The sequence below is a fragment of the Achromobacter aloeverae genome, from assembly GCF_004121055.1.
GTDB lineage: Bacteria > Pseudomonadota > Gammaproteobacteria > Burkholderiales > Burkholderiaceae_B > Bordetella_C > Bordetella_C aloeverae.
In genome coordinates this window covers 724,049-738,706 of the sequence record NZ_PYAL01000002.1, presented here as the reverse complement: position 1 = coordinate 738,706, position 14,658 = coordinate 724,049, and the positions used below count along the sequence as shown (strand labels likewise).

Below are 14,658 nucleotides of genomic sequence, written 5' to 3'. Positions count from 1 at the left end.
CGCCGACAGCTCACGTCGTCAGGCCGGCGCCTTCTCCCCCAGGTCCCAATACAGGCCCGCCATGATGGCCATGCCTTCGCGGGCGATGGCCACGGGCAGGTGTTCGTTGGGCGCGTGCTGCGAACACCCCGCATAGGAATGCGGCACCCACAGCGTGGGCATGCCCAGCGTATCGCTGAAGACGTGATTGGGCAGCGTGCCGCCCAGGTTGGGCAGGAGGGCCGGCTTCTTGCCGGTGGTCCGCACGATCGACGCGGCGGCCCATTGCACCCACGGGTGTTCGGGATCCAGTCGCGTGGCCGGCGCGATTTCCTGGCGCGGGCTCGATAGCGTCACCATGTCATAGCCCAGCCGGTCGAGATGCCGGCGCAAGGCCGGCACCACCGCGTCCGGGTCGACCCCCACCACATAGCGCAATTGCATGCGCGCCCAGGCGCGCGGCGGGATGGCGTGCACCGGCTTGTCCGGGTTGCCGCAGACGAAGGCCAGGACCTCGGCCGAACTCCAGCCGTACACCTTCTCCGCCGCGGTAAAACCCGGTTCGCCCCAGCCGGGATCGATGGCGGGCCCGTCGGCCATGTCCAGCGCGCAGTCGGCCAGGGCGCGCCGCACGGAGTCCGGCAGGGCCGGCGGCAGCCATTCGGGCACCAGGATCCTGCCGGTGGGGCCGACGATGGTGGCGATGGCATTGGCCAGCTGTATGCCGGGGTTGGACAACAGTCCTCCCCAGTTTCCGGAGTGATGGCCGCCTTCGCGCGCATTGATCTCCAGGTCGACGTTGATGATGGCGCGCGAGCCCATGAACAGGGTCGGCCGCTCGGCCAGCAGGCGCGGCCCGTCGGACGCGATCAGCACATCGCCACGCAGCAGGTCGCGATGCGCCGCGCACAGGTCCAGCAGGCCGGGCGATCCCATTTCCTCGCCCATTTCGATCAGGTACTTGACGTTGAAACCCAACTTGCCGCGGGTCTCCAGGACACACTTGAGGGCCGCCAGGTTGATCGAGTGCTGGCCCTTGTTGTCGGCCACGCCGCGGCCGTACCAGCGGTCGTCCTTGGGCGTCAGCGCCCACGGGTCCAGTCCGTCGCGCCAGCGCCCCTCCATGCCCGGCACCACGTCGCCATGGCCGTACGAGAAAACGGTGGTCAGCGCGGGATCCTCGATGCGCTCGGCGAACAGGAACGGGCCCTTGGCGCGCGGGTGCTCCAGCACCCGGCAGGTGAATCCCAGGGCTTCCAGCGTCGGCCGCATCTCGCTGTCCAGGTAGTCGCGCAGCTCGGCCGCGCGCTCCGGGTTCTGGCTTTCGGTGGGGCGGCCCACGCGGCGCGCCACGTCGGCGAAGAGCGCGCCGTCATCGAAATACTGCTGCGCGCGTTGGATGGCTGCGCTACGGGTCATGATGGAATCTCCTCCAGGGGAAAATGGCAGGCATGCCGGTGCGGCGCGCCGGCCATGCGCGGCGCTTCGCGCGCGCAGGCGTCCTTGGCGCGTGGACAGCGCGGATGAAAGGCGCAACCCGATGGCGGCTGCAAGGGACTGGGAAACTCGCCGGACAGCGGGATGTCGGGCAGGCCGATGCCGGGGGTCGGCGGCAGCACCGACCCCAGCAGCGCGGCGGTATAGGGATGGCGCGGCGCGTTGAACACGTCATCGGTCGCCCCCTCCTCCACCACCGCACCCAGGTACATGACCGCCACGCGATCGACCAGGTGATGGACCACCGCCAGATTGTGGCTGATCAACACCATGGTCAGGTTGAAATCCCGCCGCAGGCCGCTGAGCAGGTTGAGGATCTGCGACTGCACCGATACGTCCAGCGCGGAAGTCGGCTCGTCGCAGACGAGAATTTCCGGCTCGCCGACCAGCGCGCGGGCGATGGCCACCCGCTGGCGCTGGCCGCCGGACAACTGGCCGGGATAGGCGTTGAGCAGGTGCGGCGGCAAGCCCACGGCGTCGGCGATATCGGCAACCTTGCGCGCGCGCGCCGCGGCGCGTTCGCCGCGGACTTCCAGCGTCGCGCCGATGATGGCGGCCGCCGTCATGCGGGGGTTGAGCGAGGAGTACGGGTCCTGGAAGACCGGCTGGATCAGGCGGGCCCGCTCCAGCCTGCCATGGTCCGCGACGGGACGGCCGCCCACCAGCACCGTGCCGGACGTCGGCGTCTCCATTCCCAGGAGCAGCTTGGCCAGGGTGCTCTTGCCGCAACCGGATTCGCCCACCAGGCCCAGGGTCTGGCCCTTGTACACGTCCAGGTCCACACCGCGCAAGGCTTGCAGGGTGCCGCCGGCCACCTTGTAATGCCGGGTCACCGCGCTGGCGCGCAACAGCGGCGTGGCCTCGTGCGACTCGCCCGCGACGGCTCCATGGCGCTTCATGGTGCGCTCCCCGCCGGCATGGCCGCCCTTGTCCCGGCGGCGTGCGTGAAGCGCTGCCAGGCATCGGCGGGCCGGCCGCTGCCGTCGGACGGCAGCACGCAACGCAGCGCGTGTCCCGCCTGGCCGGCTCCGGGCGCCGTCGCGCGCAGCGCCACCGGCCCGGCGGCGCAGGCCGCGACGGCATAGGGGCAACGGTCCAGGAACCCGCACCGTGCCAGCGTGCCGGTCTGGCGCGGCACCACGCCGGGGATGTACCCCAGCATCTCGCCCCGCCGCGTGGCGCCCGGCACCGGGATGGCGCGCAGCAGGCCTTCCGTATAGGGATGCAGCGGCCGCGCCAGCACCTCACTGCACGCGCCGGTTTCCACGACCTGGCCGCCATACATCACGGCAACCCGGTCGGCGATGCCGGCCACCACGCCCAGGTCGTGCGTGATCAGCATCAGTCCGATGCCCGTCTCGCGCTGGATGCGCGCCAGCAAATGCAGGATCTGCGCCTGGATGGTGACGTCCAGCGCCGTGGTGGGCTCGTCCGCGATGATCAGCTCCGGTTCGCACAGCAAGGCCATGGCGATCATGATGCGCTGGCGCAAGCCGCCGGACAGTTGGTGGGGATATTGCGCCAGGCGCTGTTCCGGCGATGAGATGCCGACCTGGCGCAGCAGCGCCATGCAACGCGCGACGGCGTCGGCGCGCCCGATCCGCCTATGCTGTCGCAGCACCTCCACCATCTGGTCGCCGATGCGATAACAGGGATCCAGCGCGGTCATCGGATCCTGGAAGATCATGGCGATGCGATTGCCGCGCACCTTGCGCCACGCGCGGTCGGACAGGCCTTGCAGGGTCTCGTCCTTCAAGGCGATGCGTTGCGCGGTGACGCGCGCATGGCGCGGCAGCAGGCCCAGGATGGCCAGCGAGGTCAGGCTCTTGCCACAGCCGGACTCGCCCACGATGGCCAGGGTCTCGCCCGCCGCCACATCCAGGTCCACGCCGCGCACCGGACGCAGCAAACCCGTCGCCGTCGGGATCTCCACCGCCAGCCCGCGCACCTCCAGCACTGGCCCGTTCATGCCCTGCCCTCCGGCGCCGTGGCATCGCGCAGCGCGTCGCCCAGCATGTTGATGGCCAGCACCAGCACCACCAGCGCGGCGCCCGGCACGGCGATCAGGTAGGGCCGGAACATCAACTGGTTCTTGGCCTCGGCGATCATCAATCCCCAGGTGAACAGCGGCGGCTGCACCCCCAGCCCCAGGAAGGACAGGGTGGCTTCCAGCAGGATGGCATGGGCCATTTCTATCGACGTGACCACCACCAGCGGCCCCGTCAGGTTGGGCAGGATTTCCTTGAACAGAATGCGCGGCGTCGAGCTGCCGATGGCGCGCGCCGCGCCGATGAACTCGCGGCCCACGATCAACTGCGTGGCGCTGCGGGCCACGATGGCGTAGCGGTCCCACAGCAGCAGGCCGATGACCAGGATCAGCAAGGGCAGCGAATTGCCCACCACCGCCACCACCACCAGCGCCACCAGGACCACCGGCAAGGTCAGGCGGATGGTGAGGATGAAGTTAACCACCAGGTCGACCCGGCCGCCCCAATAGCCCGCCGCCACGCCCAGCGCCGTGCCCAGCGTGCCGGAGACCAGCACGGTCAATACCCCCACCACCAGGGAAATGCGCGCGCCATACAGCAGCCGCGCGAAGTAATCCCGGCCCAGCGCGTCCGTGCCCAGGGAATGCGTCCAGCTGCCCTTGGGCGCCCACACGGGCGGGATCAGGCGCTGGCCCAGGTCCTGCAAGGCAGGGTCCGCCGACGTCAGCAGCGGCGCGAAGATCGCGCAGAAAACGACGACCAGCAGGATGCCGCCGCCGAACCAGAAACCGCCGTGGCGCAAGGCGCGCCGCGCGGCGACCTGGCGGGGCGACAAGGCGCCCACGGGATCCGCCGCCGTGGCGGTTGGAATGGCCGCCGCGGTCGCGGTGGTCGCGGTGGTCGCCGCGGTAGTGGTGCCAGCTTGCATCTTCATCTCACGAAATCCGGATGCGCGGATCCAGCACCGCATTGAGCAGGTCCGCCAGCAGGGTCAGCAGCGCATAGACCACCGCCACCACCAGCAGGATGGCCTGCACCACCTCGATGTCGGACCGCTGGATCGATTGCCAGGCAAGGTAGCCCAGGCCCTTCAGCGAAAACACCGTTTCGATGACGATGGAGCCGCCCAGCATGTAGCCCAGCTGCACGGCCGCCAGCGACACCACTGGAATGATGGCGTGCCTGAGGGCATGGCGCAGCACCACGCGCCAGCGCGACAAGCCATAGGCGCGCGCCGTCCGCACGTGATCCGATTGCAGGGTCTCGATCATGCCGGACCGGGTCAGCCGCATGATGGCGGGCGCGGCGTTATAGCCCAGCGCCACGGCGGGCAGGACGAAATGCAGCCATGTAGACCCGCCCGACACGGGCAGCCAGCGCAGCGTCACCGCGAACACGAAGATCAGCAGCATGGCGAACACGAAGGAAGGCAGGGCCTGCCCGGCCACCGCCAGCCATAGCGAGATGCGGTCGATAAGCGTATTCGGCCGCAACGCGGCCAGCACCCCTAGCGGAATCGACAGCAACAGCGTGAAAGCCAGCGCCATCAGGCCGAGCCGCACCGTCACCGGCGCATACTCGGCCAGCACCGGCTGGACGGGCGTGCGCAAATAATAGGAACGGCCGAAATCGCCATGCAGCACCCGGCCCACCCAGGTGACGTATTGCTCCGTCAGCGGGCGATCGAAACCGTACACCTTGCGGATGCTGTCGACATCCTGCTGGCTGGCGTTCTCGCCGGCCATGGCAACGGCGGGATCCCCCGCCAGATGGACCAGCGAAAACGCCACGACGGAGATTACCGCCACCACCGCCAGCGTGACCAGCAAGCGCTTGACTACATAGGACAGCATGGGAGAAAACCGGCAGGGCCGCGCCTTCCGGCGCAGCCCGGTTGCTCAACCCTGGAAGATCACTTCCAGCGGGCCAGGTAGAAATGCGCCATTTCGTCGGGCGTCAGCGGGTAGTCCAGGTCCTTGTTGAAGGCATAGGTACGCCCATACGTGTACAACGGCACGAAATACGCCTGGTCCTGGATGCGCGACAAGGCCTTGGCATAGTATTCCTTGCGCTTCTCCGGATCGGTGGAGGTATCCGCGGTCTCCAGCCAGTCGCGCACTTGCGGATCGCGGGCATAGTCGTCGCCCGTGAACTTGAAGTAGTAGCTGGTCGACGCCGACGCGTCGAGCATGCCGTTGGACCCCAGAGTCAGGTGCGCCAGCTGCGCCTTGCCCCCGACCACGATGGGCCGCAACGCCCCCCATTGCATGAACTGTATGTTGGTGCGGATGCCGACCGCGCGCAGATAATTCGCCACGGCCTCCGTGTACTGGCGATCGCGATAGGCGTAGAACGTCATGTCGAAGCCGTTCGGATAGCCCGCCTCGGCCAGCAGCGCCTTGGCCTTGGCCGGGTCGTAGGGGTAATCGGGCACCTTGTCCGTGCACCCGAACTGGTTCATGGAGCACATGGATTTCTGCACCACCGCCCCAGGACCGATCAGGTTCTTCACCAGTGCCGCGCGATCGATGGCGTAGAACACCGCGCGCCGCACGCGCACATCCTTCATCGGGTTGTCGCCCGAGCGGCCCGACGCATCGAGCGACAGGAAGGACATGCGCATCGTCGCCGCCGATTTCACCGTGAGATTGTCCTGCTCGGCCAGCAGCTTGGCGTTCTCCGGCGGTACGCCCCACATCCAGTCTATGCCGCCCGTCATCAATTCGGACACCTGCGTATCGACATCCGGGATGGTGCGCAGGACGATCTTGCCGATTTGCGGTTTACCCTTGGGACTACCGTCCCAATACTGGTCGTTCTTCACCAGCGTCAGCGACTGGCCGGGCTTGTATTCCTTCAGCTTGTACGGTCCCGTGCACATCGGCAGCACCGCACCGTTGTCGCGGCGTGTCTTGCCGTCGGCGGTGGGCACCGTGGGCGCGCTATCGTAGTGGCCCTTGGGAAAAATCGGCGACGTGCCGGTCAGGTATTCGAGGGCTGCCGGCGCCGGGCGCGTGGCGTGGAACACCACTTCGTATGGCGACACCACTTCGACGTTCTTGATCCAGTCGACCAGCGCGCGAAACGCCATGCCGCTGCTCTCCGGGGCCAACGTATTGAAGGTATAGGCCACGTCCTCGGCCGTCATTTCCTTGCCGTTGTGGAACTTGACGCCCTTGCGCAGTTTCACGTCCAGCGTATGGTCGTCGGTCCACGCCCAGCTGGTGGCCAGCAGGGGCTTGTACTCGTTGGTGATGGGGTCCCGATGCACGAGGGAATCGCACATCGCGTAGGTCACGATCAGGGCTTCGCGCTGGTTGCCGTAGTAGATGTCCGGCGTATTCATCTCGGTGGCGGTCGCCCATACCAGGGTGTCATCCGCCTTGCCCGCCCATGCGGGACCACTGGCAGCCGTCAGGGCCGTGGCTGCCGCCACGCCCAGCAAGAGTCGCTTGCCGACCATTTCCTTTCCCCCTGGTTGAATTGCATTCAAAAACTCCAGGGGATTTTGCCGACGCGGTCCATCCGCGCCTACCTAGGACATACACTAAGCCGCCCGCGCCGGGTTCGCCGCCGGCGCCTGCCTCGGCAGCACCAGCGTGAAGGTCGTGCCGTGCGGCTCTTGCCCGCGCCGGCTCTGGACGTCGATGCGGCCGCCCAGGACCTCGGTCACCATCTGCGCGACGATGTGCAGGCCCAGGCCGGTACCGCCCTCGTGGCGATGGGTGGTATAGAAGGGATCGAAGATATGCGCCAGGTCGGCCTCGTCGATGCCTACGCCATCATCGATCACACGCACGACCACGGTATCGCTGGCGTCGCCATGGACCTGGATGCTAAGGGTGCCGCTTTCCCGCGCATTATCGAAGGCGTGCGTCAAGGCATTGTTCAGGAGATTGCCGATCACCTGCTCCAGCGGGCCTGGGTAGCTGTCCATGAACAAGCCCGGCTCCAGCTCCAGGCGCAGGTGGATGCGCCCCTCGTAAGGCCACTTGCGCAAGCGCGGATCGGCGTCCAGCACGGCCTCGTCCAGGGCGAAGGAGCGCCGTTCCATGCTGGTACGGTCCACCGCCACCTGCTTGAAGCGGCGCACGATGCCGGAGGCCCGCTGGATGGCGACGTCGGTCAACTTCGAGGCCTCGTCCGCCTCGTCCAGGAAGCCTTGCAGATCCGACTTGCGCAAGCCCGTCTCCAGCCGGCCGCGCAAGGTCTCGATGGATAGGCGCAAGGCGCTCACCGCCAGGCTGGCGCTGCCCAAGGGGGTATTCAGCTCGTGCGCCACCCCGGCCACCATCAGCCCCAGCGAGGACAACCGCTCCGCCCGCGAGAGGTCGGCGCGCACATTGGTCAGGTTGTCGTACGCGACGCGCAGGGCCTGGTGAGCGCGCTGCAAGGCCTGGGCATTGGCGTCTTCCTCCACCATGCCCCGCATCGTGACCCAGCCGTAGCGCAAGGCCACCAGCAAGGCCACCGCCATCAGGGGCGCCAGCACCTTCTTCCAATTATCGGCCCAGCCCGCCGCCTGCCCACGGTCGCCGCGCACCAGCACGATCAAGCCCATCTTGTTGATCATGGGACCGGCGCTTTCCATGTCGGTAAAGGTGTCCGCGTTGACCTTCAATCGGCGAAACGCGTAGTCGCCATCCTTCCCGTGGTAGCGCCCGCTGTCGGCCCGGCCCAATGCGGCCCACAAGGCGGGGTCGGTATTGGGCACGCTGCGTTGCGGCGCCCCCAGCTGCCAGGCCCAGTCGTCATCCGGCGTGGGCCCCTGCAACCAATAGCCGCTGTCATTGAGCAGGAACACCGCCAGGCCCTGGCGCCGGGCCAGGTCGTTCAGGCGGCCCAGCAAGCGCGACGCCCGGTAATTGATCACCACCACGCCTTGGGCGACATCGTTCTGGTACAGCGGCGTGGCCACGCGCAACGTGGGCACGAACGGCCGCTCCACGGCGCCGTGCTCCTCGTTCAGGTCGAAAGGCGAAAAATAGACGGACCCGGGCGGCATGCCGAGGGTATCCACGAAATAAGGACGCGTGACCTTGGCCTGCAATTGGGACGGTGGCACCAGCGTGGGACCGCCCTCGCGCCGGTTCACGCGCAGCATTTCCCTGCCGTCCTGGCCCAGCCAGCGGACCTGGTCGTAGACGCCGGCGGTGCGGGAAAACGTCATGTAAAGACGCGCCATCGGCGAACCCTCGGTGACATCATCGCGCGGCAGCTGCGAAGACATGTCGCTGAGGAAAAGCACGTCGTGCTCCACGCTGTCCAGCGTGCGCCGCAGGATTTCCACGGACTCGTCCAGCAGGCTCTCCCGCTCGCGCCAGAGGGGCGCCTGCGCCAAGGTGTCGACCTCCGTCCATAGCCATGGGTACCCCACCACGAAAGCGAGCATCCAGGACAGCGCCATGACGACGAACCGGCGCCGCCGTGGACGCGGCAGGGCGCGAAAGGCCTTCAGCACAGGCAGCCGGGCCGGTGTGTCGGCCGCGGTTTGGGCCGCGGTTTCGGTCAGCGTTTCGGCCGGCGTTTCAGCCGGCCCCGCGGCGACGGACGACGGGCCGGCCATCAGCCCGCCATGGCCTGTGCCTGCGACGCCAACCGGGCCAGGAAGGCCTCGACGCTTTCAGGCCGCGCGTAGAGGAAACCCTGGGCATGCGGACAGCCATGCGCCAGCAGCCACGCCGCCTGTTCGGCCGTCTCCACGCCTTCGGCCACCAGCTGCATGTTCAGGCGCCGCCCCAGCTTGATGATCATTTCCGCGATCACATGGTCGCCGGCCGTCTGGTCGATCGCATGGATGAAGTGGCGATCCACCTTGAGCGTGGTGACCGGCATGTCGCGCAGGTACGCGAGCGACGAATAGCCGGTGCCGAAGTCGTCGATGGCGATGGGAAACCCCGCCTCGCGCAGGCCGCGCAGCAGCACGCCGTTGCTTTCATGATCGTGCATGGCCACGCTTTCCGTGATCTCCAGCTCCAGGCGCGCCGGATTCACGCCATAGCGGTCCACGATGGAAATCAGCTCCTGCATGAAACCACGCCGCGCCAATTGCAGCGCCGACACGTTGACCGCCACCTTGATGTCCTCGTGCCCCGCCATGCCCAGCCGCGCGAGTGTCTGGCAGGCAAGATGCAGCACGCGATTACCCAGCGGAATGATCAGGCCGTTGGCTTCGGCCATGGAGATGAACTCGGACGGCGGCACGCGGGTGCCGTCCTCGCGGGTCCAGCGCGCCAGCGCCTCGCCGGCGATCACCTTGCCGGTGGCGATATTGAACTGGGGCTGCAATTCAATGCTGATCTGGTCGCAACGCAAGGCGCGGGATAATTCCCGCGAGCGGGTGAAGCGCTGGTTCAGCGTGTGTTCCTCGCACGCCTGGTACTCCGCCAGGCCCAGGCCGCTCTTGATCGGCGAACGCCGCAGCAGCAGCAAACCCAGCGCCATCGCCGACGCGGCGGGTCCTTCGTACGCGTCGAGATCCAACCTGGCCGCGCGCACGCTGATGAAGGCCTGGTCGTCGTCGCCGTCCATGAGCTCCAGTTGCTCCACCTGCTGGTGCCCCAGCCGGTCGCGCGGCCCCAGGATCGCGAACGTGTCGTCGTGCAGGCGCGCCACCAGGCTGGGCGCCGGGAAAACCGCCAGCAGGCGCGCCGCCATCTTCTGCAGCATCAGGTTGCCCTGCTCCACCCCCAGCGCCAGGCAACTGGCCGCGTATTGGTCCAGCTCGATGAACAATATCGCGCGGTCGCGCGGCTGCGGCTGCTCCAGCACCGGCTCCAGCGCACGCAGCATGGCATTGGCGTTGGGCAGCGACAGCAGCATGTCCTCATAGGCCACGCGGTCCAGGCGGCTGTTCAAGGCCACATTGACCAGGCCGGAATTGATGTGGGCCGCGAAGACCCGCAAAAGCTCGTGCTCGGTGGCGTCCAGCGCGCGCCCGGTGGCGATATACGTGGCCGCGTGCGGCCCATCTTCCGCGCCGGGAAAGAACAGGACCTGGCTGGCGCCGGCGTCGACATTGGCGCGCAAGGTCAGCGCCTGCACCAGCGTGTCCCGTATTTCGCCGGGCTGCAGGTCGGACAGGGTCTTGTCGATGGCGCCCGCCAGTTGGCCCGCGGCGCCCACGACGCGCGCCAGCAAGGGGTTGTGCTGCGCGCCGCCGTCCTCGGCGACGCACACCAGGCCCTCCGGCGCCACGCCCAGCAGGCGCGCCAGCTCCAGCATCACCCGTTGCGAGAAATCCGCCAGGCTGCGGGACCGGGTGAGGCAGTTGGCGGCCTCCACGATGACCTGCAGGCCCTTGCGGGCGCGGCCCAGGGCGCGTATCTGCTCCCAGGTGCGCAGGTTGCTCATCAGGATGCCCTGCAAGCGCTCCACCGTGAGGTCGGTCTTGAGCCAATAATCGCTGATGTCCAGCTGCGACAAGGACTCCTTCATGGGAGCCATGCCGGGTTGTCCGGTCACCAGGACCACCCGCACCTCGGCATTGCCGAGCACCTCGCGCACGCTGCGCACCAGCCGCAGGCCGGCGTCGTCGGTTTCCATGACGACATCCAGCAGAATCAGCGCGATCTCCTCGCCTTCAGCCAGCAAGCGCGCGGCAGCGGCGGCGGATGAAACGGAAAGGATGCGGACCGGTTCGCCGAGAAAGGTGAAGTTGGCAAGCGCCAGGCGCAGCGAACGCTGGAACTCGCTGTCATCGTCCACCGAAAGGACGGTAAAGCTCGTCCCCGTAAGCGCCCCCACGCCTTGCGCGTCGGACATCCCTCTGGACTGCCGCGCATCGCCCTCGTCCGCTTCCGGCGCGAACGTATACAGATCGCCGTCTTCCGCGTGCTGTTGCCCGGGTTGTTCTCTTACGGCCATCTCCTACTCCCAAACCCCGTCGTTTTCACCTTCGGATCCACGTGCGGACAACTTGTTCGATGCGTAACTTGCGCTACACGACTGTGGGAAAGGTTATATATCAGGAGATCAATAGAAACAATAGGTTTCTAGGACACGCAACTTATTTCCCTTTTTTAATGCTAGGGCTCGTGGGTCCCGCCGTCTGCCCAGAGGCGAGAAATTATTTCACTTGACGAAAAGCCCTGCCATCCACGATGTTACGAATAATGCTCATCCGCAGGACTGCATGTTATTTCCCCTGGACCCGGACACCGCGACCATGCGCTCCCAGCCCGTCTTTCCCGCGCCCACCCGGCCCGCCGCCGATCCCCATGCGGCCGCGCTGGCGGAAACCGCGGCAATGCTGGCCGCCGACCTGTTCGGCGCCGACGCGGTCGTGCTCATGCTGCACAGTCCAACCGCGGTCACCCATGTCTACAACGGCCTGGCCGGTATCGCCGACGAGGCCCTGTGCCGCCAGGCCCAGGCCGCGCTGCCGGGCGGCCCTGCCGTGCAATGGCAGGCGCACGCCCCGGCGGCGCGCTTGCGCCTGAGCGCCCCCATTCCCGGCGCCGACGGGACCGGTTGGGGCAGCCTCCATCTTTTCGACGCGGATGCCCCGGCGGCGCCGGCCGCGGGGCCCTTGGCCGATACGCAAGCCGCGCTAGACCGGCTCGCCGCCCACATCGCAAGCGGCGTGCGCACGCTGCACGCGAAGCACTACGAAGACCACCTGACGGGGTTGGGCAACCGACACCGCTTCATCCTGGACGCGCGCGCGGCCATGCAGCGGCCGGGCCGCAGCCCGGGGCGCCTGTGGGCGGGCATCATCGAGGTCCTGCCGCTGGAGGACATCAGCCGCCTGGTGATCAGCGCCGGCCTGCACCGCGTGGAGCAGGCCATCAGCATGATGAGCGAACGCCTGCTGAGCACGCTGCCCGCCGGCGTCCGCCTCTATCGCCTGGGACTGGTGCGCTTCGGCCTGTTTCGCGACGACACGCTGGAGCACATGCATGGCTGCCTCAGCGATTGCGTGGCGCGGTTCGATACGCCGCTGCACGTGGACGATGTCATGCAGCTGGACCTCTGTGCCGTGGCCGGCATGATTCCCGTCGAGCATGGTGAACTGGAGGACCTCATCGCCGCGCTGTATTCGACATCGGTTGCCGCGCGCAGCCAGGGACGCCCGGTCACCGTCTACAACCGCCAGGTGCTGCGCACCCAGCAGCGCCACGGCATGATCGTCAGCTCCCTGCGCGCGGCCATCGCCTCGCCCCAGCAGCTGCGCCTGGTCTACCAGCCGCGCGAGCGCACCGCCGATGGCAACTGGATCGCGGTGGAAGCCCTGCTGCGCTGGACCCATCCCACCCTGGGCGACATCCCGCCGGGCGAATTCATTCCGCTGGTCGAGCACACCGCGCTGATGCCGCTGCTCACCGACTGGGTGCTGGGCACGGGCCTGCGGCAACTGGGCGTGTGGCAGCGCGAACTGCCCGGGCTGAAGATGTCCATCAATATTTCGGCATCCGACCTCAAGCGGCCCGGCTTCGACCGCCGGGTGCGCCGGCTGATGGACGAGCACGGCATCCAGGCCCGCAGCCTGGAGCTGGAGGTCACCGAAGGCGCCATCGTGCGCACCGAGCGCGCCGTGCTGGAAACGCTGGGCGGCCTGAGCCGCCATGGCGTGGAGATCGCCATCGACGACTTCGGCGCGGGCTACAGCAACCTGACCCAGTTGAGCGAGCTGCGGGTCGATGTGATCAAGATCGACAATCGCCTGGTCCGCGCTGTCGCCGCCAATCCGCGCGCCGCGACCATCGTGCAGTCCGTGGTGGACCTGGCCAAGCGGCTGGGCCACCGCGTGGTGGTCGAAGGCGTGGAAACCGCCGAGCTCAAGGCCTTGTCGGCGCACTGGGGCACCGATGAGATGCAGGGTTACTACATCGCCCGTCCGATGGAACTGGCGGCCATGAGCGCGGCGCTCGCCACGCGCCATGCCTGGGCGCCGGTGTAGGCTGGCGCCGGTGCCGGTGCTGGTGCCGGTGCTGGTGCAGGCGCCGGTGCAGGCGCCGGTGCGCCCAAATACCGATGGCCAATCAGCGGGAATTGCGTTCTTATTTCAGGGTTCGGGAACAGGAGGCGGCGACGGGCGCGCCCGCCATGTCGATCCGGCGCCTCGCCGTTCGTCGTAGCTCTGAAACCGCCCGCCGGGCGGCCTCCCCAAAACGCCAGGAGACACGCAATGACCTCGACCGTCCAACCCATCCCGCCCGACATGCACACGGTAACGCCGCACTTGGTCTGCAGCGACGCGGCCGGCGCCATCGCCTTCTACAAGAAGGCCTTCGACGCCACCGAACTGGCGCGCCTGCCCGGACCCGACGGCAAGCTGATGCATGCGATGGTGCGCATCGGCGACTCCAACATCATGCTGGCCGACGAAATGCCCACCTGCGGGTCGTTCAGTCCCGTCACGCTCAAGGGCACGCCCATCACGCTGCACCTGTACGTCGCCGATGTCGACGCCGGCTACGCGCGCGCGATCGAGGCCGGCGGCAAGGCCATCATGCCGCCCGCCGACATGTTCTGGGGCGACCGCTACGGCGTCCTGGAAGACCCCTACGGGCATCGCTGGTCCATGGCGACGCACAAGCGCGACATGACGCCGGATCAGATGGACAAGGAAATGAAGGAGATGATGGCCAACTGGAAGCCGCCTGGACAGTGACGCCCGGGCGCGGGATGCGCGCAAACGGGACGTATCGTCCCGCCCCCTTGCCTCAGTCCGCCCGCAGGCCCAGGAAACCCGGCACCGCCAGCATGGCGCCCAGGCGGGCGGCGGCCACCATGGCCGGCGTCACGCGTTCGGCCGGCATCAGCAGGTTCAAGGTGCCCAGGCAGGCATCGCCCATCACCACCGGCACATTGATCACCGAGTTCAGGCCCAGCGCGGCGATGGCGGCATGGTCGTCGAAAGACGCGCGTATCGCCGCCTCGCCCTCGCCCACGTAGACCCGCCGCTCCAGCAGCACATGCCGGCCCCAGGGCATGCCGGCCTTGTCCTTGGACCCGCCCGGCGGATACGATCGGGGATCGGAGCTATAGAGGCGCACCACCGCGATGCGCTGGGCATCGAAGCGGTTGACGGTGCACAGCGTGTGGCCCAGCAAGGGCTGCAGATAGCGGTCGATGGCGCCGAACAGCGCCGCCGGGTCGCGCCCGGCGCACGCGCTCGCGATCGCATCGATATCGAGCAGCGGCGCGGCCGCGGCTTCCCGTTCCAGCATTCGGCTCATGAGGTCGCCCA

11 protein-coding genes are annotated in these 14,658 nt (G+C 67.8%); 2 read left to right on the top strand and 9 right to left on the bottom strand.

Annotated elements, in window-relative coordinates:
* Positions 1-18 precede the first annotated feature (18 nt).
* From C7R54_RS10180 to C7R54_RS10145, 8 genes are all read right to left on the bottom strand, one after another.
* Positions 19-1,398, bottom strand: a complete 1,380-nt coding sequence (locus tag C7R54_RS10180) for a M20 family metallopeptidase (RefSeq protein ID WP_129150059.1) — start codon at positions 1,396-1,398, stop codon at positions 19-21.
* Positions 1,395-2,375, bottom strand: coding sequence for an ABC transporter ATP-binding protein (locus C7R54_RS10175; protein WP_129150057.1), 981 nt, complete (start codon positions 2,373-2,375; stop codon positions 1,395-1,397). The genes C7R54_RS10180 and C7R54_RS10175 overlap by 4 nt, the downstream gene beginning before the upstream one ends.
* Complete coding sequence (locus tag C7R54_RS10170) at positions 2,372-3,445, bottom strand: ABC transporter ATP-binding protein (RefSeq protein WP_129150056.1); 1,074 nt, start codon at positions 3,443-3,445, stop codon at positions 2,372-2,374. Before C7R54_RS10170 ends, C7R54_RS10175 begins: the two co-directional genes overlap by 4 nt.
* Entirely contained in the window at positions 3,442-4,398 is a 957-nt protein-coding gene (locus tag C7R54_RS10165) for an ABC transporter permease (RefSeq protein ID WP_240039457.1), read from the bottom strand. The genes C7R54_RS10170 and C7R54_RS10165 overlap by 4 nt, the downstream gene beginning before the upstream one ends.
* A 1-nt stretch (position 4,399) precedes the next feature.
* Complete coding sequence (locus C7R54_RS10160) at positions 4,400-5,317, bottom strand: ABC transporter permease (protein ID WP_129150054.1); 918 nt, start codon at positions 5,315-5,317, stop codon at positions 4,400-4,402.
* Between the two features lie 59 nt (positions 5,318-5,376).
* Positions 5,377-6,927: an ABC transporter substrate-binding protein gene (locus tag C7R54_RS10155; protein WP_129150052.1), complete on the bottom strand. Its 1,551-nt coding sequence runs from the start codon at positions 6,925-6,927 to the stop codon at positions 5,377-5,379.
* An 84-nt stretch (positions 6,928-7,011) separates the two neighbouring features.
* Entirely contained in the window at positions 7,012-9,030 is a 2,019-nt protein-coding gene (locus C7R54_RS10150) for a sensor histidine kinase (RefSeq protein ID WP_129150050.1), read from the bottom strand.
* Positions 9,030-11,330, bottom strand: coding sequence for a putative bifunctional diguanylate cyclase/phosphodiesterase (locus tag C7R54_RS10145; protein WP_129150048.1), 2,301 nt, complete (start codon positions 11,328-11,330; stop codon positions 9,030-9,032). Before C7R54_RS10145 ends, C7R54_RS10150 begins: the two co-directional genes overlap by 1 nt.
* Before the next feature lie 301 nt (positions 11,331-11,631).
* Here C7R54_RS10145 and C7R54_RS10140 point away from each other — a divergent pair, with 301 nt between their 5' ends.
* Together C7R54_RS10140 and C7R54_RS10130 are read left to right on the top strand one after the other, a co-directional pair.
* The gene (locus C7R54_RS10140; RefSeq protein WP_158021186.1) at positions 11,632-13,365 is read left to right on the top strand and encodes a bifunctional diguanylate cyclase/phosphodiesterase; all 1,734 of its coding nucleotides are present in this window, start codon (positions 11,632-11,634) and stop codon (positions 13,363-13,365) included.
* Positions 13,366-13,593: 228 nt separating this feature from the next.
* Entirely contained in the window at positions 13,594-14,079 is a 486-nt protein-coding gene (locus tag C7R54_RS10130) for a VOC family protein (RefSeq protein ID WP_129150044.1), read from the top strand.
* A gap of 52 nt (positions 14,080-14,131) precedes the next feature.
* Here the strand turns inward: C7R54_RS10130 and C7R54_RS10125 are convergent, their stop codons facing one another.
* Positions 14,132-14,647: a GAF domain-containing protein gene (locus tag C7R54_RS10125; RefSeq protein WP_240039456.1), complete on the bottom strand. Its 516-nt coding sequence runs from the start codon at positions 14,645-14,647 to the stop codon at positions 14,132-14,134.
* Positions 14,648-14,658: the final 11 nt, after the last annotated feature.

What these genes read in the sequence shown, in the direction of transcription:
- C7R54_RS10180 (WP_129150059.1), bottom strand. Translation starts at nt 1,398, where the DNA reads ATGACCCGTAGCGCAGCCATCCAACGCGCGCAGCAGTATTTCGATGAC.
- C7R54_RS10175 (WP_129150057.1), bottom strand. Translation starts at nt 2,375, where the DNA reads ATGAAGCGCCATGGAGCCGTCGCGGGCGAGTCGCACGAGGCCACGCCG.
- C7R54_RS10170 (WP_129150056.1), bottom strand. Translation starts at nt 3,445, where the DNA reads ATGAACGGGCCAGTGCTGGAGGTGCGCGGGCTGGCGGTGGAGATCCCG.
- C7R54_RS10165 (WP_240039457.1), bottom strand. Translation starts at nt 4,398, where the DNA reads ATGAAGATGCAAGCTGGCACCACTACCGCGGCGACCACCGCGACCACC.
- C7R54_RS10160 (WP_129150054.1), bottom strand. Translation starts at nt 5,317, where the DNA reads ATGCTGTCCTATGTAGTCAAGCGCTTGCTGGTCACGCTGGCGGTGGTG.
- C7R54_RS10155 (WP_129150052.1), bottom strand. Translation starts at nt 6,927, where the DNA reads ATGGTCGGCAAGCGACTCTTGCTGGGCGTGGCGGCAGCCACGGCCCTG.
- C7R54_RS10150 (WP_129150050.1), bottom strand. Translation starts at nt 9,030, where the DNA reads ATGGCCGGCCCGTCGTCCGTCGCCGCGGGGCCGGCTGAAACGCCGGCC.
- C7R54_RS10145 (WP_129150048.1), bottom strand. Translation starts at nt 11,330, where the DNA reads ATGGCCGTAAGAGAACAACCCGGGCAACAGCACGCGGAAGACGGCGAT.
- C7R54_RS10140 (WP_158021186.1), top strand. Translation starts at nt 11,632, where the DNA reads ATGCGCTCCCAGCCCGTCTTTCCCGCGCCCACCCGGCCCGCCGCCGAT.
- C7R54_RS10130 (WP_129150044.1), top strand. Translation starts at nt 13,594, where the DNA reads ATGACCTCGACCGTCCAACCCATCCCGCCCGACATGCACACGGTAACG.
- C7R54_RS10125 (WP_240039456.1), bottom strand. Translation starts at nt 14,647, where the DNA reads ATGAGCCGAATGCTGGAACGGGAAGCCGCGGCCGCGCCGCTGCTCGAT.